Here is a 25372-nt window from a genome sequence, read left to right on the forward strand (position 1 = left end):
CCCCGAGGGTCTTACATGCCCGCGGCCGATTCCAGCGGGCCGGTGTTCACCGTGCTGTCGTAGCTGTCGAGAGCGCCGTCGATGCTGCCGGCCGCGACGAAGACATCCGCGACGCCCTTCATGAACTCCTGCGCGCCGCCGCCCAGCCACTTGGCGGTCATCTGCTCTTCGACCGTCGGGAAGATGAAGGTCGAGATGGTCGCCATGGTCGCGTCCTCGTCCATGCCGGCGTCCTTGGCGATGACGGGCAGCATCTCGGCATGGTTCGCCTCGTCCGCCCACATGGCATTGGCATCAGCCGTCACCTTGAGGAACTTGGCCACCAGGTCGCTGTTCTCGGCCACCCAGGAGGCGGGGCCCGAGGTCACGTCGAAGACGAGGATGCCCAGCTCTTCCTTTTCGGCGCCGGTCAGCAGGACGTTGCCGTGTTCCTTCATCCGGCGCAGGGACCCGCCCCAACCGCAGGCCATGTCGACCGCGCCCTGCGCGATGGCGGCCGCACCGTCCGGCGGCGCCATGTCGACGATGTCCATGGTCGAGATGTCCACGCCGAAATGGGTCATCTGCTTGAGGAACCCGTAATGCGCGGCGGTGCCCAGCGGCACGGCAACCTTCTTGCCTTCCAGTTCAGCGGCGCTGTCCTTGTCGATCTCGAGCGCCTCGGCGACGACGCAATTGTCGTTGTCCGAGTAGCTGACCGCAACGTCGAGGATCTGCAGATCCTGGCCCGCGCTGGCCGCGACGACGAAGGGTGGCACGCCCTGGCTGACGCTCAGCTGCACGTCGCCCGACGCCATCGCCGCGCTCATCGCCGTGCCGGTGTCGAAGCTGACCCAGTTGACGGTGACGCCCATTTCCTCGTCATAGGTGCCCATCTGCTTGGCATATTCGAACGGCATCGGCCATTCGAGGAAATAGCCCACGGTGATCTCTTCGGCGGATGCGGCAGCGCCCAGCGCCAGGACCGCGGCGGCCCCCATCAATGCTGTCTTGCGGATCATAATTTAAGCTCCCCGTTGTCTTTTTCGGCGCGGCGCTCGGGCCGGCCCGGAAATTTTCCATGCAGATCTGGTGCCTGCACCGGTCTCAATCCGACCGGAAAAGCCGATTCCGATCAACGGTTTTCTCGACTGGCGGGTCAATTACCCCGAAATCGCCGGATCTTTGCCCGGCTGATCGGCAGGAACATTGTCTTTTCCGACATGCACTTGGGCAACGGCCCGAAACTGGACCCAAACGCCGCGTTCAACTGGCCCTATTGATCCTGCGCGGGAATGGCAGACAATAGGCAGGAACGCCCCCCGATCCCGCATCGGCCGTGGCGCATGATCTCACGCATAGGAAGGACAGGCCATGGACGGCACCCTGCGCGAAAACGATATCTCCCACGTGGTCGAGGCCGACCGCGCCCATGTCTGGCACCACCTGGTGCAGCACAAGCCCTTCGAGACCGGCGAACCCCGGATCATCGTCGAGGGCAAGGGCCTGCGCGTCTGGGATCAGAACGGCCGCGAATTCCTGGATGCCGTGTCGGGCGGGGTCTGGACGGTGAACGTGGGCTACGGCCGGACGTCCATTGCCGACGCGATCCGCGACCAGCTGGTCAAGCTGCCCTATTTCGCGGGCTCGGGCGGGTCGATCCCCGGCGCGCTCTTCTCGGAAAAGCTGATCTCCAAGATGCCGGGGATGAGCCGGGTCTATTTCACCAACTCCGGGTCCGAGGCGAACGAGAAGGCCTTCAAGATGATCCGCCAGATCGCGCACAAGCGCTATGGCGGCAAGAAGACCAAGATCCTGTATCGTGACCGCGACTACCACGGCGGCACCATCGCCACCATGTCGGCGGGCGGCCAGGACGAGCGCAACGCGCAATACGGGCCGTTTGTCCCCGATTTCGTGCGCGTGCCCCATTGCCTCGAGTACCGCAAGCACGAGCAGGCTGGCGCGCCGGACGAGAATTACGGCCTCTGGGCCGCCGAGCAGATCGAGGAAGTGATCCTGCGCGAAGGCCCCGACACGGTGGGCGGCCTCTGCCTCGAGCCGGTGACGGCCGGCGGCGGCGTCATCACGCCCCCCACGGGCTACTGGGAGAAGGTGCGGGAGATCTGCCGCAAGTACGAGATCCTGCTGCATATCGACGAGGTCGTCTGCGGCGTCGGCCGCACGGGCACCGAATGGTTCGGCTACCAGCATTTCGGCATCCAGCCCGATTTCGTGACCATGGCCAAGGGCGTCGCCTCGGGCTACGCCGCCATCGCCTGCTGCGTCACGACCGAGGCCGTGTTCGAGATGTTCAAGGACGACGCGAACGATCCGCTGAACTACTTCCGCGACATCTCGACCTTTGGCGGCTGCACGGCGGGCCCCGCCGCGGCCATCGAGAACATGCGCATCATCGAGGACGAGGGCCTGCTGGCCAACACCACCGCGATGGGCGAGCGGCTGATGACCAACCTGCTGGCGCTGCAAGAGAAACACGCCGTGATCGGCCATGTCCGCGGCCTCGGCCTCTTCCAGGGCGCCGAGCTGGTCGCGGACCGGTCGACCAAGGAGCCGGTGGCCGAGGCGCTGGCGCAGAAGGTCGTGGCCGAATGCGGCGCGGCGGGTGTGATCATCGGCGTCACCAACCGCTCGATCCCCGGCCGGAACAACACGCTGTGCTTCTCCCCCGCGCTGATCTCGACCGCGGACGACATCGACGCGATCACGGCGGCGGTGGACGGGGCGCTGACGAAGGTGTTTGGCTGAGTCTCCGGCCCCGCCGCGACCTGATTGCCCTGTCATCTTGGCGGGGCCTTTTCTTTTTCGCCGGCGAACCATTTGTGCAGACATAAAACGACCACCTCGAGTCCAAGCTGCAGTTTTGACGGATCTTTTCTATGCGCTAAAATCTTGTCGAAAAACCAAGAGAGGAAGCGTCGTTGCCAGACGAAAAGCCAGAGCAGTGGAATGAGAAAATTGACCGTTTGGGTGCGAAGTACAAGCTATGGCTTGTTATCCCATTGGTGATTTCTGGCCTGATTGCGCTCAAAGACCTTGATGCCGGGATTGGTGCTTTCTTGTTTTTCCTCCTTGTCTGGGCTTTTTCCTGGAGCATCGGATTAATACTGGGTGCATTTGGCAGGTTTTTGCCTGCTTCACTGGCTCAGGACCACCGCAGAGCAATTGCTGAAGCCGCGTTTGCAACGCTTTCATTAGTCGGATATGCGGCTATTGGGGTTATTCTGCGCAATGACAACATCGTATCAGATTGGTTGGCAGAGGAATTACCGGGCGGCATGAACCTCGCATTCATCGACCCTGTGTTTGCAGTGGTCGTTCTTCTATGCATTTGGGCTTACACAGGTTATCGCGTCAGCCGCTGAGATGAGTTTTTGATCAGTGGTTTGTCTACACTCCGACCCTTCCCAACCTTCACCCCCGCCTGAGCCCCTCCACCACCGTCGCCACCTCCAGCACGAACGGCTCTTCCGCCGCCCCGTCCAGCGTCGCCGCATGCTCCCAGAACGCCGGGATGCCCGCCGCGATCACCGTCCCCGGCCGGGCCGAGCTGACAAAGATCTGCTTGGTCGTCGCCGGGTCCAGCGAGACCGGCCCATCCAGCGTCCCGGCAAACAGCCCGACCATGCCCGGCCAGCGCTCATACGAGACATAGACATTCGTCCCGCAGGCGGCGCAGAAGTGGATGTGCACCTCCTTGCCGCTTCCCTTGGAGACATGCCTATGCACCCGCTCTTCGCCCGATACCGACAGATCGGCCAAGGGCAGCACCGGCAGCACGGCCTGGGTGCTGCCCGTTGCGCGCTGGCAAAAGCGGCAATAACAGATCGTCACCCGCTGCGGCGCCGCCGCCAGCTCGTATGTCATCGCGCCACACAGGCACTGCCCCGTCATCTCGGCCATCTTCCAACCTCCCAATGCACCAAGGGGCCACCCACCGGCAGCCCCTTTCATTATTCCACAAATACTCCGGGGGGCGTCGCCAAAGGCGACGGGGGGCAGCGCCCCCAATCCGGTCAGTAGATCAACCAGACCAACCCCAGCGTGATCGACGGGATCGCCGTCAGGATCACCACCCGCACAAGGTCCGCCAGCACGAAGGGCAGCGTGCCCTTGAACGTGTCCTTGATCGGAATGTCCCGCGCCATCGAGTTGATGACGAACAGGTTCATCCCCACGGGCGGCGTGATCAGCCCGACCTCGACCACGATCAGCACCAGGATGCCGAACCACAGGCTGAAATCCTCGACCGACATGCCGAAATCGAGGCCCACCATGATGGGGTAGAAGATCGGCACCGTCAGCAGGATCATCGACAGCGAATCCATCACGCAGCCGAACACGAGGTACAGCACCAGCACGGCGGTCAGCACGATCCAGGGGCTGAAGCCCTGCGCGCCCACCCATTCGGCTGACATCTGCGGCAGCTGGGTCAGCGCGAGGAACGAGTTGAACTGCCCCGCCCCCAGCACGATGAGAAAGATCATCGCCGTCGAGCTGCCGGTCGACAGCACCGATTCCTTGATCTTTGCCCAGCCCAGCCCGCCCGAGACCAGCGCCACGATCCCCGTGCCGGCGGCGCCCACTGCGGCGGCCTCGGTCGGGGTGAAGATGCCGGCATAGATCCCGCCCACGACGGCGAGGAAGATCAGCATCACCGGCCAGATCGCCGCGAGGGCCCGGAAGCGCTCGGCGTAGGGCTGGCGTTCCAGCGTGCCGCCCGATCCGGGGACAAGGCGCACGTAGATCGCGATGGTCGCCATGTAGGCCGCCGCCGCCAGGATGCCGGGGATGAAGGCCGCGGCAAAGAGCTTGGCGATGTTCTGCTCGGTCAGGATGGCGTAGATCACGAGGATCACCGAGGGCGGGATCAGGATACCCAGCGTGCCGCCCGCGGCCAGCGTGCCGGTGGCCAGCGGGCCGGAATAGCCGTAGCGGCGCAGCTCGGGCAGGGCGACCTGGCTCATGGTCGCCGCCGTGGCCAGCGACGAGCCGCAGATCGCGCCGAATCCGGCGCAGGCGCCCACGGCCGACATGGCGACGCCGCCCTTGCGGTGGCCCAGCCAGCTTTCGGCCGCCTTGAACAGGCCCTTGGACATGCCCGAATGGGTCGCGAACTGGCCCATCAACAGGAACAGCGGCACGATCGACAGCGAGTAGCTGGAAAAGGTCGAATAGACCTCGTTCTTGAGCTGCATCATCGACATCAGCGTGCCGCCGTTGACGATCCACTTGCCGCCGAACCCCACGGCCAGCATGGCCAGGCCGATGGGCATACGCAGGAAGATCAGCGCCAGCAGGACGGGAAAGGACCAGAGGCCGATTTCAAAGTTGCTCATAGGCTTCCCCTCCCTTGGCCAGGTCCAGGCTGCTGCGCATCAGGCAGAAGGCCGCGACCAGCACCCAGGCCACCGCGCCCAGCATGGCGGCGGCATAGCCCCACCACAGCGGCATGTGCAGGATGAAGCTGGTCTCGAAATACTGGATCTTGTCCAGCATCCCCAGCCGCAGCTGCTTGGCGATGATGAAGGCCGAGACCAGCAGGCCAAGGTCCGCCACCACGTCCATCAGCCGGTTCTGCCAGCCGCTGAAGGCGGGGGTGAACAGGTCGACCCGCGCATGGGCCCGGGCGTATTGCGCCCAGGGCATGAAGCAGAAGATGGCAAAGCCGACGCCCAGTTCGACCAGCTCGAAATCGCCCGGCACCGGGCCCAGCCCGATGGCGGTTCCGGTCCGCCCGATGATGCTGAGGCAGGTCATGATGATCACCGCGATCAGCACGAACCCTCCCAGCAACGCGATGGCGCGCGCGATCCACGCGGCGCTCGTGTCGATAAGCCTGTACATCGGCCCTCCCCTTTTCCTCGCCCGCCCGCAGGCGTGCGTCTTATCGGGCTGCCCGGCCCTGTCCGGCAAGCCCAAAATCCCCGACCGACCGCGCGCGGGCGGTCAATTCACGGCGTTTGTCTAGGGTAGAATTGTTCGTATGCATAGCATTATTGCTGTCGCCCCCCGACGGCCTTCACGGAAAGGTCAGCTTTCCGAGGGGTCGCCCCAATCCTCTGCCTGCATTTCGCGCAGCCGGCTGGCGGTGCGTTCGAACTCGAAGCTGCCTTCGCCCTCGACATACAGGTATTCCGGCTCGGCCGCAGCAGTGCAGATCAGCCGCACCTTTGCCTCGTACAGCGCGTCGATCAGGGTGACAAAGCGCTTGGCCTCGTTGAAGTTCGACCGCGACAGGCTGGGGATGCCCTCGAGGAACAGCACCCGGACGGATTCGGCCACGGCCAGGTAATCGGCCGGACCCAGCATCGCGCCGCACAGCGCGTGGAAGCTGGTGCGCCCGGCGCCGTTGGAATAGGCGGGCAGGGTCACGGTGCGGCCCAGCACCTCGATGTCCAGCGGCACCACGTCATTGCCGGTCAGGTCCTTCCACAGCCGGGCGAAGGCCGCCCGCGACTCGGCGTTGTCGGGGGTGAAATAGACCGGCCGCCCCGCCAGCCGATCCTGCCGGTAGTCGCGGTGGCTGACCAGCTCGTGCACCACCATCTTCTGCTTGAGGAGCTCGATGAAGGGCAGGAACAGCGCGCGGTTCAGCCCGTCTTTATAAAGGTCGTCCGGCACCCGGTTCGACGTGGTGACGATGACCACCCCGGCCTGCATCATCAGCTCGAACAGGCGGCCGACGATCATGGCATCGGCGATGTCGGTGATCTGCATCTCGTCGAAGGCCAGCACGCGCAGCCCCTCGGCCATGCGGGCGGCGACGGGCTTGATCGGGTCGGACGTGCCGGCCTTGCGCTCGGCGGTCAGGGCGCGCTGCACCTCCTGCATGAAGGCGTGGAAATGCACGCGGCGGGCAGGTACGTCGAGCGTGGACACGAAGAGGTCCATCAGCATGGACTTGCCGCGCCCGACACCGCCCCACATGTAAAGCCCGCGCGGCGGCTCGGGCGGTTTGCGGAAGAGGCCGCGTTTGACCGGCTGGTGCAGGGCCACGCGGATGCGGTCGAGGTCGGGCAGCGCCTCGAGTTGCGCCGGGTCGGGCGTCAGCTCTCCGGCGGCGACGCGTGCGTCGTAGGCATCGCGAACGGATGTCATCACTGGCCCCCTTTCAGCGGACCGGTCTGCCAAAGCCGCACCTTGAGCCCGCCATGGTCGATCCCCGGCCCGGCGGGTTTGAACGGCAGGCCGGTGGCCTTGGCAAGCGCGTTGTCGCTGGTGACGATCCCCACGCGCCAGCCGGCAAAACCGTCGCGCAGCCGCCCGCCCAGCGCGCCGTAAAGACCGAAGAGCAGCTTCTTGTTGCCGATCCGCGTGCCGTAGGGCGGGTTGACGATGACCAGGCCGGGCGGGCCTTCGGGCGGGACCAGTTCGGACACCGGGCGGTGGGTGAAGTGGCAGATGGACCCGACGCCTGCGCGGTCCGCATTGGCGGTGGCCGATTGCACCGCGCCCTGGTCGCGGTCAAAACCGTGGAACGCGAGGTCCGGCAGCGGGCCGGGCGCGGTCTTCATCGCGGCAAAGGCGTCGGAGTCGAAGCCGGCGAAGTTTTCGAAGGCGAAGGACCGCGCGCGGCCGGGTTGCAGCCCCGCCGCGATCTCGGCCGCCTCGATGACGAAGGTGCCGGACCCGCTCATCGGGTCGACCACCGGCTCGGCCCCGTCATAGCCGCAGGCGCGTAGGAAAAGCGAGGCCAGCGTCTCGCGCATCGGCGCCTTGCCCATGGCCTGCTTGTGGCCGCGCTTGTGCAGGCTCTCGCCTGAGGTATCGGCGCTGAAGGTCACGAGGTTGTCGTCGATCCGCACCTTGAGCGAGATCGCCGCCTCGGGGTCGATCGTGACCTTCGCCTCTTCACGCAGCGCGGTCTCGATCCGCTGGGCGGCGGCCTTGGCGTGGTAGATCTTGGACGCCTTCGTGGTCACATCCACCCGCACCGCCATGCCCGGCCGCAGGATGCCGCCCCAGTCGAACTTGCGCGCCCGCTTGTCCAGTTGGGCGAGGTGGAAGGCCCGGAACGATCCCAGCCGCACCAGCACCCGCGTCGCCCCGCGCAGCACCAGGTTGGCGCGCCAGGCCTCGGGCCAGCCGCCGGTCAGAGTGACACCGCCGGGGATCGTTTCGGTCACGGTGAACCCGGCCGCGCGGGCTTCATCCGCCAGCAGCGGCTCGAGCCCGGGGGCGACGACAAGGAAGATTTCAAGGGGTTCGGCGCGATCCATGCCGCGTCATACAGCGTGTCGCGGCGGTGGAAAAGACAAGCTGCGACAAAAGCCAGCCGGGCAACCCGGGGGCGCCACAATCCGGCCCGATTTCGGCGGATGATGACGCCAGGACCAAGCTGGCGATACGCCCATGAAAGACCTGTTCAAGACGCTGACTTCCCTAATCGGCCTGGCGCTCGTGGCGCTGGGCGGCGTGAACATGGCCGATGCGGGCGAAGGCTACGATGCGATGGTGCCGGGCAACCAGATGCTGTCCCTGGCCATCCTGTGCATCGGGATCGCCCTGCTGCCCAAGTCGCTGGGGCACCCGCTGCTGCGCCCCTTCTTCGGTCGCGCCGGCGCGCCGCCGCCGGCCGATGGCGCCAGCCTGTTGGCCGGGGCGCGGCGCAAGGCGGCCCGGGCCACCGAAGCGCGGCAGGGCCTGATGCACATCGCGCTGCCCATCGACCGCGCCGTGCCGCCGGTCGGATGGCTGGGCGGCGGCCCCGCGCTGCCTGCGACCCGGACCTGGCCGCAGATCGACGGCCAGCCCGCGCGGTTCCTCGCCCAGCTCGATTGCGCGCGCCTGCCCGAAGGCACGTGGTCGGGCAAGGCGCCCGACGCCGGACAGCTGGCGTTCTTCTGCGGGCTGACGGACCCGGCCCGGGTCCGTGTCCTGCACGTGACCGGCACGCTGGTGGATCACGTCCCGCCGGTCGAGACCCTGCCGACCGGCAGTCCGGCGGCGATGGCCCTGCGCCAGGCCAGGCAGCTGGACCGTCCGGCCGAGGCGACCCGCTGGCCGCTTGCCTTCGGGCCGGCAAGGGACAGCGACGTGGTGGACTTGCTGCAGGTGGCGCCCTTCGACTGGCCCAGCCTTTTCGCAGGGGTCACGTCGGCATCGGCCACGCTGTGCCGCCAGATCCGGGCGCTCACCCCGGCCGAAGGCGCGCTGGCCACGCATCCGACCCTGCTGCACGAGTTGATCCGGCGTCAGGCAAAGCTGACCTCTCTCGAGAACGAATTGCGCCGGGCGAGCAAGCTGGCGCCCTTTTCCCTGGACATGGCCGAGCTGGCGCAGATCGCGCTGACGCGGCTGGACACCCCGCCAGAGGGGATGGAGGCGCCACACCTGCTGCTGGGCCCCGAGACCGATGCCGCGACCCGCACGGCACGGGAACTGCATGCCCGCGCCCTGTCGCTGGTCGCGCCCGGAACGCTGCCGTCCGAGGTGCAGGCGGCCTATGCTCCGCTGTGGGCCCACGCGGCCGCGCGCCACCCCCTGCGCCTGGGCGGGCCGGTGCAGGGCACCGCCCATCCGGACCGCGCGTCGACGCTGCGGCTGCTGAGCCTGCCGTCGGGTGGCTTGCCGGGATGGAGCTTTGGCCCGACCGGCCTGTCGACGCTTCATGTCCTTGCCAGCGCCGATGACATCGCGCTGGGGGATTTCACGCAATGCTGGGGCGCGGTGCTGGACTGACCCGCGCCCCGCGCGGTGTCAGTCGGCCTTGTAGAGCTTGTGGCAGGCGCCGCAGGCGCCACCCAACGCGCCCATGCCGGCGCGCAGATCGTCCAACGAGCCGGTTTCCAGCCCCGCCACCGCCGTCTCGAGCGTCATGGCGCGGGTGGTGAAGTCGTCGTAATTCTCCCAGATGGCCGGCAGCGCCTCGGATTCCGGGTCGGTCGCCTGGGGCTCGAACACGGCGGGGATCCGGGGCGCGGCTGCGGCCATCGCGGCCTTGGCCATCGCGGCCTTTTCGGCGTCGAAGGCCATCTTGCCCTGGGCCATGCCGCCGATGACCTGCATCGCGCCACCGAATTCCTTCATCAGCGCCTGGCGCGCCTTGACGTAGGGGTCCGTGGCATCCGCGGCAATGGCGGCGGTCGACAGGGCAATGATCGGGATAATGTACCTCAGGCGCATCTGGCTCTCCTGCTTTGCGAAAGGGCGCCGCGCCGTGTATGGCAACGGACAGGGTGACGATAGCAAGTGGCACGGCTCGGGACACTCACTTTCGGTTGAACCAGGAGATCGCGCGCGAAATGACAGTCCTTTACGTCGATGCCGACGCCTGCCCGGTCAAGGAAGAGGCAGAGCGTGTCGCCACAAGGCACAATATCCGCATGTGCGTGGTGTCGAACGGCGGGCTGCGGCCCAGCCGAAACCCCTTGGTAGAGAATGTTATCGTGCCCGAAGGCCCGGACGTCGCCGACAAGTGGATCGCCGAACGGGCCGGCCCCGGGGACGTCACGATCACCAGCGACATCCCGCTGGCCGCCGCCTGCGTCGAGGCCGGCGCGGTCGTGCTGAAACCGGACGGAGAGGTGCTGACCGCCGCGAACGTGGGCAATGCGCTGGCCACGCGGAACCTGATGACCGACCTGCGCGCCGCCGATCCGTTCCGGCAGGGCGGCGGGCGGCCGTTTTCCAAGGCCGACCGCAGCCGGTTCCTGAACGCGCTGGAAACCGCGATCCGCAAGGCCAAGGCGGTCTGACCGCCCGTCCGTCGCAATCCGCTTGCCCCCGGCGGCCCGGGGTTGCACCCTTGGCCCCGGAAAGGGGGCATCATGAGCTTTACCCACATCACCTTCGAGGCGGGCGAGGCCCGGATGGACTGGCTGGGCCTCTGCGCGGCCTTTGACGCGGGGCACAGGCTGCCGAAAGCCGAGATCGCGGACAGTTTCCTCTACCGCACGCCCGATACGCTGCTGAGCCGCGCCGCCTGGATCGACGGGCTGGGCGTGGCGGTCAAGTCGGCGACGATCTTTCCCGGCAATGCCGAGGCGGGCAAGCCGGTGGTCGGCGGGGTGGTGAACCTGCTCTCCGATACCGACGGGTCGCTCGAGGCGGTCATCGACTTTCACCTCGTGACCAAGTGGAAGACCGCCGGAGATTCGCTTTGCGCCGCGCTCAAGCTGGCCCCGCCCAAGGTCAGCCGCATCCTGATCGTCGGCGCCGGCGCGGTCGCCCAGTCGCTGCGCGAGGCCTACGGGGCGGGCTTTCCCGAGGCCAGTTTTGCCGTCTGGAACCGGACCGGCACGCGGGCCCATGACCTGGCCGAGCGCTACCCGGGCATGGAGGTCGAGACCGACCTGGGAGAGGCCGTCGCCAGTGCCGACATCGTCACCTGCGCGACCATGTCCACCGACCCGGTGATCCGCGGCAGCTGGCTGCGCCCCGACCAGCATATCGACCTGATCGGCGCCTATCGCCCCGACATGCGCGAAGCGGATGACGTGGCGCTGAAACGCGCCCGCATCTTCGTCGACAGCTACGACACCACCATCGGCCATATCGGAGAGCTCAAGATCCCCCTCGCCGGCGGTGCGATCACCCGCGAAGACGTGCTGGCGGATTACTACCAGCCCGCGGCTTTCACCCGCGCGCCGGGGGACATCACGCTGTTCAAGAACGGCGGCGGGGCGCATCTGGACCTGATGACCAGCCGCTACATCCTCGACCTCGTTCGCGGCGCCGCATGATCTGGCTGCTGCCCCTCGCGCTGGCCATTGCCGCGCCCTTCGTGGTCGAGGCGCTGCGCCCGGCCATGACCGACGCGGTGCGGGCCGACCGGAAGGGGTCGTTCGCCAGGCTGTCGCGGGGCGTCACCCGCTACCGCTGGTACGGGCGCGGCGGCGGACCGGTGGCGGTGATGGTGCATGGGCTGACCACGCCATCGTTCGTCTGGCATGCGCTGGCGACGGACCTGGCCGAGGCAGGCTACCGCGTGCTGACCTATGACCTTTACGGCCGGGGGCTGTCGGATCGCCCGCCGGGGCGGCAGGACCGGGCGTTCTTTCTGGGTCAGTTCGAGGAATTGCTGGAAAACCAGGGGCTGAAAAGCCCGGTCCTGCTGGTCGGTTATTCCATGGGCGGCGCCATCGCCACGACCTATGCCGCCGCGCACCCCGAGAGGGTGCGCCAGCTGGTGCTGCTGGCGCCTGCCGGCACCGGGCTGCAACTGGGCCGCATCGCCAGGATGATGCGCGATGTGCCGGTGCTGGGCGACTGGCTGATGCTGACGCTTTACGGTCGGGGGCACCGCCGAGCGATCGCCCGCGAACGCGCGGCCTTTCCCAAGGCTGCCCCCGTCCACGACCGGCAAGAGGACGAACTGCGCTGGCGCGGCTTCCTGCCCGCCGTGCTGTCGAGCTTGCGCGGTATGCTGTCCGAGGACCTGTCGGCGGACCACGCCGCCGTCCGCGCGGCGGGCCTGCCCGTTCTGGCGATCTGGGGCGAGGACGACGCCGTCATCCCGATCTGGCACATGGGGCGGCTGGCGCAATGGAACCGCACGGCCCGGCACGAGGCGATCCCCGGCGCGGGCCACGGTTTGCCCTACACCCATCCCGGCCGGGTCGCGGCCGAGATCCGAAGCTTTCTCGACGAGGCGCGTTAGGCCAGGACGGGCTGGGCGCGGGTCTCGCGGATCGGCAGGTGGATGATGGCCGAAAAGGCCCCAACGCCGACGCCGATCCACCAGACCAGCGTGTAATCCCCGTAGACGTCGTACATCCGGCCGCCCAGCCAGACGCCCATGAAGCTGCCCAGCTGGTGACTGAAAAACACGATTCCGTAAAGCGTCCCCATGTAGCGCAGCCCATACAGATGCGCCACGAGGGCCGAGGTCAGCGGCACGGTCGCCAGCCAGAGCGAGCCCATCGCCGCCGAGAAGACCAGCACCGAAACCGGCGTGATCGGCAGCATGATGAACAGGCCAGCGGCGATGGTGCGCAGCGTGTAGACCGACGCCAACAGGTACTTGCGCGGGAAACGGTTGCCCAGCCAGCCGGCCAGAAGCGTGCCCGCGATGTTGAAGAAGCCGATCACCGCAATGGCCATGGCGCCCAGTGCCGAGGTCGTGGTGATCCCGATGGAATGCAGCACGCCGCCCTGAAGAATCGGCCCGCACATCTCGGTCACCAGGGCCGGGAAATGCGCGGTGACAAAGCCCAGCTGGTATCCGCACGAGAAAAAGCCGAGGAAGATCATCGCGTAGGACGGATCGCGCGCGGCGCGGGCAAGGATCTGGCCCATCGTCTCTTCCAGCTCGGCCCGGCTGGCAGGCTGGGGCACGCGCACACCGGGCACGAGCGCCAGCATCGCGATCAGCGCGGCGGCAAAGATCAGGAAGACGGTCTGCCACGAGACGAACCCCAGCAGGATCTCGGCCAGCGGCGGTCCGACGATCTGCCCGGCGGACCCGGCAGCCGTTGCGATGGCCAGCGCCATCGACCGGTTCGCGTCCGAGCTGGCCCGCCCGACCACGGCCAGGATCACGCCCAACCCGGTCCCGGCGATGCCGAAGCCCACGAGGATCTCGTAGAACTGGTGCTCGGCCGGCGTCACGGCGAAAGACGACAGCACCAGCCCCAGCGCATAGACCAGCGCGCCCAGCACGATGGCCTTGCGGTCGCCGAAGCGTTCGGCAATCGCGCTGAAGATCGGCTGACCGATCCCCCAGGCGAGGTTCTGGATCGCGATGGCGAAGGAGAACTCGGTGCGCAGCCAGCCGAATTCCTCGGCGATCGGGATCTGGAAGACACCGAAACTGGCCCGGACCGCAAAGCTGATCAGGATGATGAAGCACCCGGCCAGCAGCACCGGTGTCACGAGGGGTTGTCTGTCTTGCATCGCGCGCACTCCCAATGCGGATGGTTTTGCGCGGATAATCGCGTTGGTCAATCGTTCAAATGTGCGCCCGTGCATCACAAGACGTGATGCACGGGGCCGTTCGGGGCGGTTACTCGGCCGCTTCGCTGATTGCGCCGAAGCCCTGGGCCGCCAGGAATCCCGACAGCTGCCGCTGCGCCACTTCCGATGGCGGCAGGGTCTGGCCCGCGTCGCGGAAGGTCATCCGCAGCACGGTCGCGGCGTTCGGGTCGCGGTCTTCACGCGGGCGCCAGTCGGCGTCCAGATGGTCGGCCAAGTGCACCTCGGAGACGTGTTTTCCCCCGCGATAGAGACGAATGACCGGATGGATGAAGGCGTCCGGCGTCTCTCCGTTCACGTTGTGCGACCGTTTGACGTGCAGCGAGTTGCCGCCGAAATCGCCGTATTCCAGCGTCACGGTCAGGTAGTCACGGCCAGCGATCCCCGGCGCCTCGTGCACCCAGGCCAGCGGCACGTCCTGGTAGGACAGCCCCGCGTCCGCGCCGTCGAGCACGATCGCGTCGGTCATGAAGCCCGGTTGCAGGAACAGCCCGGCGTTGGTCGACAGCCGGTCGATGATCGCCGTGGTCAGCTCTTGCGTGCCCGTGGGCAGGGTCGTGGTCGGGTAGGCTTCGCCCGTGACGCGGCCGGCCACGAACTGCGCGAGGCATGCGACGTTGTGGCGGAAGCCGTGGACAAAGCCCGACATGGTCTTCTTGAAATCGCGCGCCTGCATGATCGTGCCGGCAAAGAACAGGCCCGGGGTGCTTTCGCTTTCCCACTGAGCGGTCATCACCGGGAACTTGTCCATGTGGCAGAGCGCAGGGCGGATGTCCTCGGCAAAGATGTCGGCGTCAAAGCGGAAGCCGGTGCAACCGATGATGTGGTCATAGGTCAGCACGATCTCGTGCCCCTCGGCCGCGCCCATGGCGGCGGTCACGGTGTAAACCTCGCCGGTCTTCTCGACCTTGGTCACGCGCGCGTCGATCACCGCGTTCTGCGATTTCAGCTGGTAGGTGTCGAGGAAGTTGTTGTTGACCGCCCGCAGGTGGCCGACAAAGTGGGTCTGCCAGGCGAACTTGACCGGGTTCGGCGACATCACGTGGATCGACGCGGCATGTTCGATCAGCGAATCCGCCGTCTCGAAGGCCGAGTTGCCCTTGCCGAGGATCAGCACGCGCTTGTTGTCGTAGGTTTCCGGCGTCGGGTCGAAATCCACGTAGTTGTCGAAATGCTCGGACCCTTCGATCCCCGCGTCCCAGGGCTGCGACACGCCGGTCGCGACGATCACCTGGCCGGCGCGGGTCACGCTGCCGTCGGCGCAGCGGACCGTGAACATGTCGTCGGGCTTGGATATCTCGACCACATCGGCGTCGCAGCGGATGTTGTCGCCAAGCAACGCCGCGAAATCCTCGGCGTAGCGCACGAATTCGTCGGCAGGCGGAAAGTACTTCCGGCTGTAATCGCCAAAGTTGAGGCCTTCGTCGTTGATCAGCGAATTCCAGTCATACCGCAGGCGCGTGACGGGGTCCGAAAGCCCGGTGTGCACCTTGTTGATCGAGATGAACTGGCGATGCCGCGGGAACTTGCGGAAAAAGCTGCAGACCTTGGGTCCGCGTTCGAGGATCTGGTAGGAAATCCCCTTCTTTCCAAGTAAGTATCCCGCCTGCAGCCCGGCCGGACCCGAGCCGATAATGCAGACGTCAACCATGTGTTCGCGCTGTGTCATGAGTGTCCTTGACCCTTCCTGGGACGCCGTCCTGGCGCCCGTGACCCCAATTTTCAATCAAAGGTAAACGGGGGTTTCGCGCGGCTGCAACATGCTAATTCGCCTGCGCGACGAATTTTCCGGTGGCACGTTGCGTGGAGTGGGCGGGACGCCCATGGCTTGGCCTTATCGCAGGGTTGCGCGGTCGGGGCGAAGGCGCCTGGCCTTCGCCCCGGGGGGTCATCCCAGCCGGATCCGGGTGCCCCAATCGTCCTCGAAGGAATCGGCCGCACCGCCGTCGCGTCGGACCAGTTGCACGAAATCCAGACCCGTTTCGCGGTCGGACCGCCGCCCGGCGCCGGCACTGAGCCACTGGTTCACCGCGATGTGGTGATGGTAGCCGCCGGTCGACAGGAACACCGCGTCGTCGCGGCTGCTGACCGCGTCGAATCCCAGCGTCTCGCGCCACCAGCGCCCGGCGCGAGGCGCGTTGCCGACCTTGAGGTGAACATGCCCGACCGACGTCCCCTCCGGCGCGCCGCGCCAGCTGGGGGGCATGGTCCCGAGCGTGCCCATGATCCCCTGCACGTCAAGCGCATAGGTGCCCATCCGGACCTTGCCGCCTGTCTATTCCCAGCTTTGCTGCGGGGTATCGGCATAGATCTCGACGCCGTTGCCCTCGGGATCGGTGAGGTAGATCGCCTCGCTCACCCGGTGGTTCGCGGTGCCGGACACGGGGATCATCGCGTCCATCGCCATCGCGATCCAGTTGGCCAGGTCCCGGCGCGACGGCAGCAGGAAGGCGGTGTGGAACAGTCCCGCCTCGCGCGGGCCGGCCAGGGTCAGCCCGTCCTGCTGGATCAGGGCCAGCAGCGGCGTCGTGCCGGCGCCCAGCCAGATCGTGTCGCCGTCGCGGGCAAGCTCGCGCAGGCCCACTGCCTCGGCGTACCAGGCAGCCAGTGCCTCGGCGTCGCGGGTGCGCAGGCCCACCTGGCCCACGTGGATCGGCGCCGACAGCGGCAGGGCATTGCCCGCCGCCGCCAGCCCCGGCAGGGAGGAGGCAAGCGCCGCGGCGCCCGCCCCCAGGATCACGTCCCGTCTCTGCATCACAGCTCCTTCCGCAGCAGGTGGTCGACCGAGAAGCGGCCGCCGCCCCGGGCGAGGAAGGTGAGGGTCACCGCCGACCAGATCAGCGCCAGCTCGGCGCCGCCATATCCCTGGCCCAGGGCGACCCAGTGGAAATAGGCGGCCACGAGCAGGATAACCGTAGCGCCGCCGGCGGCAAGCCGAGTCAGCAGGCCGAGGACCAGCAGGGCGCCGCTGGTGAACTCGGTCACCGACAGCAGGATCGACCAGAGCCAGCCGGGCGCAAAGCCCAGGCCGGCAACCATGTCGGCCGCGCCGGTGGGGTTCTGGATCTTAGGCCAGCCGTGGACCATCAGGGCAATGCCGCAGATGACGCGCAGCCAGAGAAGGGCCAGCGGGGTGGCGGCGGCGTAGAGCGGGGCGAGGGCCGGCAGCAGCAGCGCCGGGCGGGTCTGGGTGGTATCGGTCATTTTCATATCTCCATGAGGTGCGATCGCCCGGAGGCGTCGCTTTCGTCAGGCGCGAAGGCGCCGCGTGCGTGGGATGGAGATCAGACGCGCGGAGGTCGCCTGTCGGGCCGTATCACCCGGCCCTGCCTCGGGGCGACGACCGGCGCCGGGGCCAGCGCGGTCTGCTCGGCGGCGCGCAGGGGGATCTGCGCACCCACCGGGACGACGCAGGTCAGGCAGGGCTTTTCAGCCGCGGTCCGGGTCGGCGCGGCCGTTCCGGGTGCGGCGCAGACATCAGAGATGGTGACGTTGCCCGAGCACGCGGCCGTGGCCCCGGCCTGCACCGGCAGCAGGGCCTGCAGCAGGATCGTGGTCAGAAACAGGCATAGCGTGCGGCAGCGCAACATGCGTGCTCCGGTCTGTGGCTCACGGCTTTAGGTGACGCCGCAGCGCAGAAACCGCAAGACCCCGAGGCCGCGCCTCACACACAGGTGAGGCGCGCGGGCGCACAGGGGCGGGATCAGAAGTCGAGGTTCTCGACGCTCAGCGCGTTCTGCTGGATGAACTCGCGCCGCGGTTCCACCACGTCGCCCATCAGCTTGGTGAACAGGTCATCCGCCTCGACCATGTCGTCGACGCGGACCTGCAACAGGGTGCGGGCATCCGGATCGAGCGTGGTTTCCCACAGCTGGTCGGGGTTCATTTCGCCCAGACCCTTGTAGCGTTGCAGCGTCAGACCCTTCTGGCCTTCGTCCAGGATTGCCTGCAGCAGATCCAGCGGGCCGTAGATCAGCTGGTGCCGATCCTTGCGGTGCAGCGTGGCGGGCACGCCGTAGATCTCTTGCAACGACTGGGTGAAGGAGCCGGTCTTGCGCGCCTCGCCCGAACGCAGCATGGGGCCATCCAGGGTGCGAACCTCTTCGACGCCGCGCAGGATGCGGGTCAGGCGGACGCCCATGTCCTGGGTGATCCGGCCCGACCAGCCGCGTTCGTATTCCAGCGCGATCAGGTCCAGCCGCACGGCCACCCGGTCCGCCACGCCCTGCAGGTCGCGGTCCACCGCCCCCGGCACGAAGGCGCCGGCGATGGCCGCCTGTTCCAGGATGTGACGCGGGTAATGGGTCGGAAAGGCCTGAAGCACGCGCTTGAGCTGCCGCGCTTCCTCGACCACGCGGATCAGGTCCTGGCCGGACAACTCTTCGCCAGTGCCCAGCTTGAGATAGGCGCCATCGACCCCCTGCTGGACCAGGTAATCGTCCATCGCGGCCTGGTCCTTGAGGTAGACCTCGGACTTGCCCCGGCTGACCTTGTAGAGCGGCGGCTGCGCGATGTAGAGATACCCGCCCTCGATCAGCTCGGGCATCTGCCGGTAGAAGAAGGTCAGCAGCAACGTGCGGATATGCGCGCCGTCCACGTCGGCATCGGTCATGATGACGATCTTGTGGTACCGCAGCTTTTCGATGTTGAACTCGTCGCGGCCGATGCCGGTGCCCAGCGCCATGACGAGGTTGCCGATCTCCTGGCTGCCCAGCATCTTGTCGAACCGCGCCCGTTCCACGTTCAGGATCTTGCCCTTGAGCGGCAGGATCGCCTGGGTCCGCCGGTCACGCCCGGTCTGGGCCGAGCCGCCGGCGCTGTCACCCTCGACCAGGAAGACTTCGGTCTTGGACGGATCCTTTTCCGAGCAATCCTTGAGCTTGCCGGCCAGGAAGTTCACGTCCATGGCCGTCTTGCGCCGCGTCAGCTCGCGCGCCTTGCGCGCCGCTTCGCGCGCCAGCGCCGCCTCGACGATCTTGCCGACGATGATCTTGGCCTCGTTCGGGTTCTCCTCGAACCAGAGACCAAGGCGTTCGTTCATCAGCCCCTCGACCGCCGGGCGCACCTCGGACGACACCAGCTTGTCCTTGGTCTGGCTGGAAAATTTCGGATCGGGCACCTTGACCGACAGCACGCAGGTCAGCCCCTCGCGCGCGTCGTCGCCGGTGAAGTTGATCTTTTCCCTCTTGGCGATCCCGCTTTCCTGCGCATAGCGCGTGATCGTCCGCGTCAGCGCGCCACGGAAGCCCGCCACGTGGGTGCCGCCATCGCGCTGCGGGATGTTGTTGGTAAAGGGCAGCACGTTCTCGTGGTAGCTGTCGTTCCACCACATCGCGATCTCGACGCCGATGTCGTCCCGTTCGCCGGTGATGTAGATCGGCTCGGTCATGACGCTGGACTTGGAGCGGTCGAGGTACTTGACGAATTCCCTGACGCCGCCCTCGTAGAACAGCTCGCTCTTCAGCGGCTCCACCGGCCGCTCGTCCTCGAGGATGATCCGGACGCCCGAGTTCAGGAACGCAAGCTCGCGCAGGCGCTTTTCCAGCGTGTGGAAATCGAACTCGAGGTTCGAGAACGTGCCCTCGGGCGAATGCGTCTTGGCCGAGGCAAGGAAACGCACCTCGGTCCCGGTCTGGTCCCCGGCATCGCCGATGACGCGCAGATGCTCGGTCGTGTCGCCATGTTCGAACCTGGCGAAATGGACCTTGCCCTTGCGCCAGATCGTCAGCTCGAGCCAGACCGACAGCGCGTTCACCACCGACACGCCCACGCCGTGCAGACCGCCGGAGACCTTGTAAGAATTGCTGTCGAATTTTCCCCCGGCATGCAGCTGGGTCATGATGACCTCGGCCGCCGAGACACCTTCCTCCTGGTGGATGTCGACCGGGATTCCGCGGCCGTTGTCACGGACCGAAACGCTGGAATCCGCGTGGATTTTCACCCGCACCTCGGTGGCGTGGCCGGCCAGCGCCTCGTCGATGCCGTTGTCCACGACCTCGTAGACCATGTGGTGCAGGCCGGACCCGTCGTCGGTGTCCCCGATATACATGCCGGGACGCTTGCGGACAGCCTCCAAGCCTTTGAGAACCTTGATGGAATCTGCGCCGTATTCGGGTTGCGCTTGCGCGTTCTCGGACATGCCTGATTTCCGCTCCTTGAGTTGCGGAATTTATAGGGGTTTCAGGGGGTAATGTCACGCGATTGGCACAATATTTAGTGCCCTGACAGGGCCGATTCGCGCCGCGTCAGGTAAAGGGGATGACCAGCCCCACGAGGACCAGCAGCCAGCCCGCCGTGACGTTCATCCGGCGGATCGCGGTGGGCGAGGAAAGCAGCCGCTTCGCCCGGTCGATCGACAGGCCGAGGACAAGGTTTCCGAACAGCGGGATCACCGCCGACAGGCCTGCGATGGCGGCGATGTCGGGCCAGCGCAGGGCCCCGAGGTCGAAGAAGCCCGGCAGCATCCCCATGTAGAACAGGATCGCCTTGGGATTGCCGATGATGACGGCCAACCCGGCGGCAAAGCCCGCCCACATGCCCGGCCGCGTCAGCCGCGAATTGCTTGCGATGGTCTTGCTGGCGTTCTTCAGCACCAGCCAACCCATGATCAGGAAGGTCGCGCAGGCCACCCATTTCAACAGCTCGAGGAAGCCGCCGTAAAGGCCGACGATCCAGCTGACGCCGAGAATGGCCAGGAGGCTCCAGAGCACGTCACCGATCACCACGCCAAGCGCAAGCGGCCAGGCGGCGTGGAACCCGCCGGACATGGAACGGGCGATCAGCGCCACCCAGACCGGGCCGGGGGTCAGGAACAGCACCAGCAGCGCCCCGGCATAAAGCGTCAGGTCCCAGGCGGTCACGGTCATTCCAGCATCTCCACGTGGCTGATCCCGGCCTCGTCGGTCACGTGGATCCTCTGGGCGCGATCCCCCAGGTCTTCGAACAGCTCCGGGCCCGTGCCCGTCATCCAGGCCTGCGCGCCCAGGGCGCAGATCTCGTCGTAAAGCGCCGCGCGGCGGGCGGAGTCAAGATGGGCCGACACCTCGTCGAGCAGCAAGAGCGGTGGCGCCCCGAACCCGCCCGCCAACGCCCGCGCATTGGCGAGGATCAGCGAAACCAGCAGCGCCTTCTGCTCCCCGGTCGAGCAATCCCTGGCCGGCACGCCCTTGGCGGCATAGACCGCCGCCAGGTCGCTGCGATGCGGCCCGACCAGCGTGCGGCCCGCCATCATGTCGCGCGGCCGGCTCTCGGCCAGCGCGTCCGCCAGCGCCTCGGCGCTTGCGGGCATCTCGCCCTCGGACTGGATCAGCTCCAGCTCGGCGGCGGGAAAGGCGGTCTCGGCCGCCTCCTGCGCCGCCCGCAGCGCCTCCAGCGCCGCCTGCCGGGCCACATGGATCGCCGCGCCCGCCTCGGCCATCTGCCCTTCCAGCGCGCGATACCAATGGGCATCGCGCACCTGGTCCTTCAGCAGGCGATTGCGCTCGCGCATGGCCTTCTCGTAGGTCAGGGAGGCATCGGCATGTCCCGGCTCGAAGCTCAGCGTCGCGCGGTCGAGGAACCGGCGCCGTCCCTCGGCCCCCTCGATCCAGAGCCGGTCCATGGACGGCACCAGCCACAGCACCCGCGCCAGCCGCCCCAGCGTGACCTGCCCCGCGCTCTTGCCATCGACCCGCACCTGCCGCGCCGCGCCCTTGTCGGACCAGGTCTCGACCTCGTGCACGGCGCCCAGCGTGTGCAGCAGGCCCGACACCTTCCAGCCCAGCGCCTCGGGCCGTCGCGTCATCTCCTCCGCGCTCGACCGGCGCAGGCCGCGCCCCGGGGACATCAGCGACACCGCCTCGAGGATGTTGGTCTTGCCCGCGCCGTTCGGCCCATAGATCGCCACCGGCCGCCCGTCGCAGGCCATGGCGGCCCGCTTGTGCGACCGGAAATGCGACAGGCTCAGGGACGAAAGGTACAGCTGTCCCATCGTCCCCTGCCTTCATTATTCCGAAAATACTCCCGCCGGAGGCCTGAAATCTCCGGCAAGACGGGTCTCACACGCGCATCGGCATGACGACATAGACCGCCGTCTCGTCGTTGCCTTCGCGCATCAGAGTCGGATCGCCGGCCGAGTTGAACAGGAACACCGCGTTCTCGCGGTCCACCTGGGAGGCGATTTCCAGCAGGTACTTGGCGTTGAAGCCTATCTCGAGCCGCTCGTCGCTATAGGCCACGGCCAGCTCTTCCTCGGCCGCGCCGCTGTCGGGGGCGTTGACCGACAGGATCAGCCGATCTTCGTCGAGGCTCATCTTGACCGCGCGCGACCGCTCGGAGCTGACCGTCGCCACCCGGTCGACCGCCTTGGCGAAATCGGTGGCGTCCACCTCCATCCGGCGGGTGTTCCCCTGCGGGATCACGCGGGTGTAATCGGGGAAGGTGCCGTCGATCACCTTCGACGTCAGCGTGATGTCGGGCGTGGCAAAGCGCACCTTGGTCTCGGAGACCGAGACGGCGATGTCCATGTCATCCTCTTCCAGCAGCTTGCGCAGTTCGCCCACGGTCTTGCGCGGCACGATCACGCCGGGCATGGCGCCCGCGCCCTCGGGCAGGGGCGCGTCGATCCGCGCCAGCCGGTGACCATCGGTCGCCACGCAGCGCAGCACCTGGCCGCCATCGCCATCGGCGACATGCATGTAGACGCCGTTGAGGTAATAGCGCGTCTCTTCGGTCGAGATCGCGAACTTGGACTTGTCGAAGAGGCGCCGCAGCACCTCGGCCTTGGCCGAGAAATTCGCCGAATACTCCGACGAGGCCATGACCGGGAAATCCTCTTTCGGCAGCGTGGCGAGGTTGAAGTTCGAGCGCCCCGCCTCGACCGTCAGCCGCCCGGCGGCGCCATCGTCGGTCAACGTGACCAGCGCCCCGTCGGGCAGCTTGCGCACGATCTCGTGCAGGGTCACGGCGCTGACCGTGGTGGACCCGGCGCGTTCCACCATGGCGGGTGCGCGGTCGACCACCTCGATGTCGAGGTCGGTGGCGCGGAACTGCACGGTGTTGCCCTCTGCCTCGATCAGAACGTTGGCGAGGATCGGGATCGTGTTGCGCCGTTCGACCACGGATTGGGCCTGGGAAACGGCCTTGAGCAACGTGCCGCGTTCGATGCTGAGTTTCATGGCCCTTCGCTCCAGATATCTGCCCGGACGGCCACGTTAGCGCATCCAGCCCGGGTCACAAGCAATTTACCGCTTGTTCTTTCGTTTTCCCTGACCGGGGTCAAGCACCACAAGGGCCCCTGCCCATGGCAGGAGCCCTCTGGTGTCGAAATGGCACTTCTGTCAGGCTTCGAGCGCCCGGCGCAGCATCTCGAGATCCTCTGCGATCTGCCCGTCCTGCTGCTTCAGCTCGTCGATCCGCTTGACCCCGTGCATCACGGTGGTGTGGTCACGCCCGCCAAAGTGGCGCCCGATCTCGGGCAGCGACCGCGAGGTCATGTGCTTGCACAGGTACATCGCCACCTGCCGCGGCCGCGCGATCAGGCGCAGGCGCTTGGGGCCGATCATGTCCGAAAGGCGGATGTTGTAATGCTCGGAGACCTTGCGCTGGATCTCCTCGATGGTGATCTTGCGCTCGGAGGCGCGCAGCACGTCGGCAAGGCAGTCCTGCGCCAGTTCCATCGTGATCCGCTGGCCAACCAGCGAGGCAAAGGCGTACAGCCGCGTCAACGCTCCTTCAAGCACGCGGACGTTGGTCGAGATGCGCAGGGCGAGGAATTCCAGCACGCGCGGGTCCAATTCAACACTGGGATGCGTGACGGCCTGCTGTTCGGACTTGGCTTGCAGGATGCCCAGGCGCAGCTCGTAATCGGTCGGGTGCAGGTCGACGATCAGCCCGCACTGCAGGCGCGACTTGATGCGTTCCTCGAGGCCCTTGATCTCGCCCGGGGCGCGGTCGGCCGAGATGATGATCTGTTTGCGCTGATCGACCAGGGCGTTGAAGGTGTGGAAGAACTCTTCCTGCGTGGAATCCTTGCCGGCGATGAACTGCACGTCGTCGACCATCAGCACGTCGACCGAGCGGAACATCTGCTTGAATTCCATCATCGTCTTGTCGCGCAGCGCCTGAACGAAGCGGTACATGAACTGCTCGGCGGACAGGTACAGCACCACCTTCTCGGGCGCGCGCTGCTGCAGTTCCCAGGCGATGGCATGCATCAGGTGCGTCTTGCCCAGGCCGACGCCGCCGTAGAGGAACAGCGGGTTGAACGTGACCTCGCCGCCCTCGGCCACCCGGCGCGCGGCGGCATGCGCCAGCTCGTTCGGTTTGCCGACGACGAACGACTCGAAGGTGAACCGCGGATCAAGCGGGGCACCGGCATCGACCACCTCGGCGACGCGGGGCACGTCGGCTTCCGGCTTGGCAGCGGGCAACTCGGGCTTGCGGGTCGAATTGGCCGAGGTCAGGAACGCCACGCGGCGCGCCTCGGTCCCCGAGCGCTGGATCTTGTACAGCAGCATCTCGCCATAGTGCTGCGAGACGTAATTGCCGAAGAAACTGGTCGGCACACCGAAACTCACGACGCCGTTGTCCACCCCCTGAAACTCCAGCGGTTCGATCCAGGTCGTGTAGGTGCTTGGCCCCAGACTCTCGCGGATCGAATTTTGCAAGGCTCCCCACTGCTCTTGTGTCATCTACCTCTTTTTCCCCGTGTTCGGACACCAACGAACGCCCAGACCAGCGCCGCACGATGCCCCATGCCAATATTCCACCGTTCCCGTCGCTCCCATGCGACGGGTCAGGCGACTGCCCGCGTTACTTCTGTTGTTCTGAGCATGACGCTGCCTGTCCCGTGCAGCATCACGACCGCGCAACATGCGTGGCCCCGGGGAATTTATGTGTCAAAACGCCGTTGGCTGCCCGTTTCCGGACAGATCGGCGCGGCCGACTTTCAGGGTCTGGACCGGAGCAGAAACCGGCCTTGATCCCTGGCTTTTCCTGAACCCCCAGGGCGACGTGAATCGCAGGTTGAAACTACCAACGAGGCCTTGGGGCGGGCAACCGAACTTCGATCTTGACTCAGACATTCGGTGAAAAGAATCTCTGGCCGTGCTTTCCCGTATGGCCAACAAAATAAGGGCGCCGCGGAACGGCGCCCTTATTTCTCAAACGATTACGGCGTTCAGCCGAGCGCTTTGACCCGTGCCGAAAGACGCGACAGTTTGCGCGATGCGGTGTTCTTGTGGAACACGCCCTTGGTGACGCCGCGCATCAGCTCGGGCTGGGCTGCGCGGAAGGCTGCGGCGGCGGCATCCTTGTCGCCAGAGGCGATGGCCTCTTCGACCTTGCGGAGGAAGGTGCGGATGCGGGAACGGCGGGCTTTGTTGATGGCGAAGCGCTTCTCGTTCTGACGAGCGCGTTTCTTGGACTGCGGCGTGTTGGCCATGATGAGCTCCGATCTTCGGGTCTGTTCAAATGT

25 protein-coding genes are annotated in these 25372 nt (G+C 66.6%); 6 read left to right on the plus strand and 19 right to left on the minus strand.

The window, feature by feature from the left end:
• Positions 1-11: 11 nt before the first annotated feature.
• Positions 12-1001, minus strand: coding sequence for a taurine ABC transporter substrate-binding protein (locus MF270_RS12880; RefSeq protein WP_238366306.1), 990 nt, complete (start codon positions 999-1001; stop codon positions 12-14).
• Positions 1002-1353: 352 nt separating this feature from the next.
• Between MF270_RS12880 and MF270_RS12885 the strand changes: the two genes are divergently transcribed.
• Positions 1354-2748 (plus strand): aminotransferase family protein, encoded by a 1395-nt coding sequence (locus tag MF270_RS12885; protein ID WP_238366307.1) that lies wholly within the window; start codon positions 1354-1356, stop codon positions 2746-2748.
• Between the two features lie 173 nt (positions 2749-2921).
• Complete coding sequence (locus MF270_RS12890; RefSeq protein WP_238366308.1) at positions 2922-3365, plus strand: hypothetical protein; 444 nt, start codon at positions 2922-2924, stop codon at positions 3363-3365.
• 49 nt (positions 3366-3414) lie between these two features.
• Here MF270_RS12890 and MF270_RS28185 read toward each other — a convergent pair whose 3' ends face one another.
• From MF270_RS28185 to MF270_RS12915, 5 genes are all read right to left on the minus strand, one after another.
• Positions 3415-3903: a GFA family protein gene (locus MF270_RS28185; RefSeq protein ID WP_272490750.1), complete on the minus strand. Its 489-nt coding sequence runs from the start codon at positions 3901-3903 to the stop codon at positions 3415-3417.
• 113 nt (positions 3904-4016) lie between these two features.
• Positions 4017-5339 (minus strand): TRAP transporter large permease, encoded by a 1323-nt coding sequence (locus MF270_RS12900; protein ID WP_238366309.1) that lies wholly within the window; start codon positions 5337-5339, stop codon positions 4017-4019.
• Entirely contained in the window at positions 5326-5847 is a 522-nt protein-coding gene (locus tag MF270_RS12905) for a TRAP transporter small permease (protein WP_238366310.1), read from the minus strand. The genes MF270_RS12900 and MF270_RS12905 overlap by 14 nt, the downstream gene beginning before the upstream one ends.
• 186 nt (positions 5848-6033) lie before the next feature.
• Positions 6034-7101: a cell division protein ZapE gene (gene zapE, locus MF270_RS12910; protein WP_238366311.1), complete on the minus strand. Its 1068-nt coding sequence runs from the start codon at positions 7099-7101 to the stop codon at positions 6034-6036.
• Positions 7101-8222 (minus strand): THUMP domain-containing class I SAM-dependent RNA methyltransferase, encoded by a 1122-nt coding sequence (locus tag MF270_RS12915; protein WP_238366312.1) that lies wholly within the window; start codon positions 8220-8222, stop codon positions 7101-7103. The genes zapE and MF270_RS12915 overlap by 1 nt, the downstream gene beginning before the upstream one ends.
• A gap of 133 nt (positions 8223-8355) precedes the next feature.
• On the opposite strand from MF270_RS12915, the gene MF270_RS12920 reads away from it, so the two are divergent.
• On the plus strand, positions 8356-9684 hold the full coding sequence (locus tag MF270_RS12920; protein WP_238366313.1) for a DUF1963 domain-containing protein: 1329 nt from the start codon (positions 8356-8358) through the stop codon (positions 9682-9684).
• Positions 9685-9702: 18 nt separating this feature from the next.
• Here MF270_RS12920 and MF270_RS12925 read toward each other — a convergent pair whose 3' ends face one another.
• The gene (locus MF270_RS12925; RefSeq protein WP_238366314.1) at positions 9703-10128 is read right to left on the minus strand and encodes a c-type cytochrome; all 426 of its coding nucleotides are present in this window, start codon (positions 10126-10128) and stop codon (positions 9703-9705) included.
• Between the two features lie 119 nt (positions 10129-10247).
• On the opposite strand from MF270_RS12925, the gene MF270_RS12930 reads away from it, so the two are divergent.
• From MF270_RS12930 to MF270_RS12940, 3 genes are all read left to right on the plus strand, one after another.
• Positions 10248-10700 carry a YaiI/YqxD family protein gene (locus tag MF270_RS12930; protein ID WP_238366315.1) on the plus strand — a complete coding sequence of 151 codons (453 nt, stop codon included), beginning with the start codon at positions 10248-10250 and terminating at the stop codon, positions 10698-10700.
• A 72-nt stretch (positions 10701-10772) separates the two neighbouring features.
• Positions 10773-11687, plus strand: coding sequence for an ornithine cyclodeaminase family protein (locus MF270_RS12935; protein WP_238366316.1), 915 nt, complete (start codon positions 10773-10775; stop codon positions 11685-11687).
• Entirely contained in the window at positions 11684-12604 is a 921-nt protein-coding gene (locus tag MF270_RS12940; RefSeq protein ID WP_238366317.1) for an alpha/beta fold hydrolase, read from the plus strand. Before MF270_RS12935 ends, MF270_RS12940 begins: the two co-directional genes overlap by 4 nt.
• Here MF270_RS12940 and MF270_RS12945 read toward each other — a convergent pair.
• From MF270_RS12945 to rpsT, 12 genes are all read right to left on the minus strand, one after another.
• On the minus strand, positions 12601-13839 hold the full coding sequence (locus tag MF270_RS12945; protein ID WP_238366318.1) for an MFS transporter: 1239 nt from the start codon (positions 13837-13839) through the stop codon (positions 12601-12603). The two genes, MF270_RS12940 and MF270_RS12945, sit on opposite strands and share 4 nt — an antisense overlap.
• Positions 13840-13948: 109 nt before the next feature.
• Positions 13949-15568: an NAD(P)-binding domain-containing protein gene (locus tag MF270_RS12950; protein WP_238366319.1), complete on the minus strand. Its 1620-nt coding sequence runs from the start codon at positions 15566-15568 to the stop codon at positions 13949-13951.
• A 237-nt stretch (positions 15569-15805) separates the two neighbouring features.
• Positions 15806-16174 carry a VOC family protein gene (locus MF270_RS12955; RefSeq protein ID WP_238366320.1) on the minus strand — a complete coding sequence of 123 codons (369 nt, stop codon included), beginning with the start codon at positions 16172-16174 and terminating at the stop codon, positions 15806-15808.
• Between the two features lie 18 nt (positions 16175-16192).
• Entirely contained in the window at positions 16193-16672 is a 480-nt protein-coding gene (locus tag MF270_RS12960; RefSeq protein ID WP_238366321.1) for a VOC family protein, read from the minus strand.
• Positions 16672-17121 (minus strand): DoxX family protein, encoded by a 450-nt coding sequence (locus MF270_RS12965; protein WP_238366322.1) that lies wholly within the window; start codon positions 17119-17121, stop codon positions 16672-16674. The genes MF270_RS12960 and MF270_RS12965 overlap by 1 nt, the downstream gene beginning before the upstream one ends.
• Positions 17122-17201: 80 nt before the next feature.
• Positions 17202-17507: a hypothetical protein gene (locus MF270_RS12970; RefSeq protein WP_238366323.1), complete on the minus strand. Its 306-nt coding sequence runs from the start codon at positions 17505-17507 to the stop codon at positions 17202-17204.
• A gap of 113 nt (positions 17508-17620) precedes the next feature.
• A complete protein-coding gene (gyrB, locus tag MF270_RS12975) occupies positions 17621-20056 on the minus strand; it encodes a DNA topoisomerase (ATP-hydrolyzing) subunit B (protein ID WP_238366324.1) in 2436 nt (811 codons plus the stop codon).
• Positions 20057-20162: 106 nt separating this feature from the next.
• Positions 20163-20783 carry a LysE family translocator gene (locus tag MF270_RS12980; RefSeq protein ID WP_238366325.1) on the minus strand — a complete coding sequence of 207 codons (621 nt, stop codon included), beginning with the start codon at positions 20781-20783 and terminating at the stop codon, positions 20163-20165.
• Complete coding sequence (recF, locus tag MF270_RS12985) at positions 20780-21886, minus strand: DNA replication/repair protein RecF (RefSeq protein WP_238366326.1); 1107 nt, start codon at positions 21884-21886, stop codon at positions 20780-20782. The genes MF270_RS12980 and recF overlap by 4 nt, the downstream gene beginning before the upstream one ends.
• Positions 21887-21953: 67 nt before the next feature.
• A complete protein-coding gene (gene dnaN, locus MF270_RS12990) occupies positions 21954-23072 on the minus strand; it encodes a DNA polymerase III subunit beta (RefSeq protein ID WP_238366327.1) in 1119 nt (372 codons plus the stop codon).
• A gap of 162 nt (positions 23073-23234) precedes the next feature.
• The gene (dnaA, locus tag MF270_RS12995) at positions 23235-24587 is read right to left on the minus strand and encodes a chromosomal replication initiator protein DnaA (RefSeq protein ID WP_238366328.1); all 1353 of its coding nucleotides are present in this window, start codon (positions 24585-24587) and stop codon (positions 23235-23237) included.
• Positions 24588-25075: 488 nt separating this feature from the next.
• Complete coding sequence (gene rpsT / locus MF270_RS13000; RefSeq protein ID WP_238366329.1) at positions 25076-25339, minus strand: 30S ribosomal protein S20; 264 nt, start codon at positions 25337-25339, stop codon at positions 25076-25078.
• Between the last annotated feature and the right edge of the window lie 33 nt (positions 25340-25372).

This window comes from Mesobacterium pallidum (assembly GCF_019966535.1).
Taxonomy (GTDB): domain Bacteria; phylum Pseudomonadota; class Alphaproteobacteria; order Rhodobacterales; family Rhodobacteraceae; genus Mesobacterium; species Mesobacterium pallidum.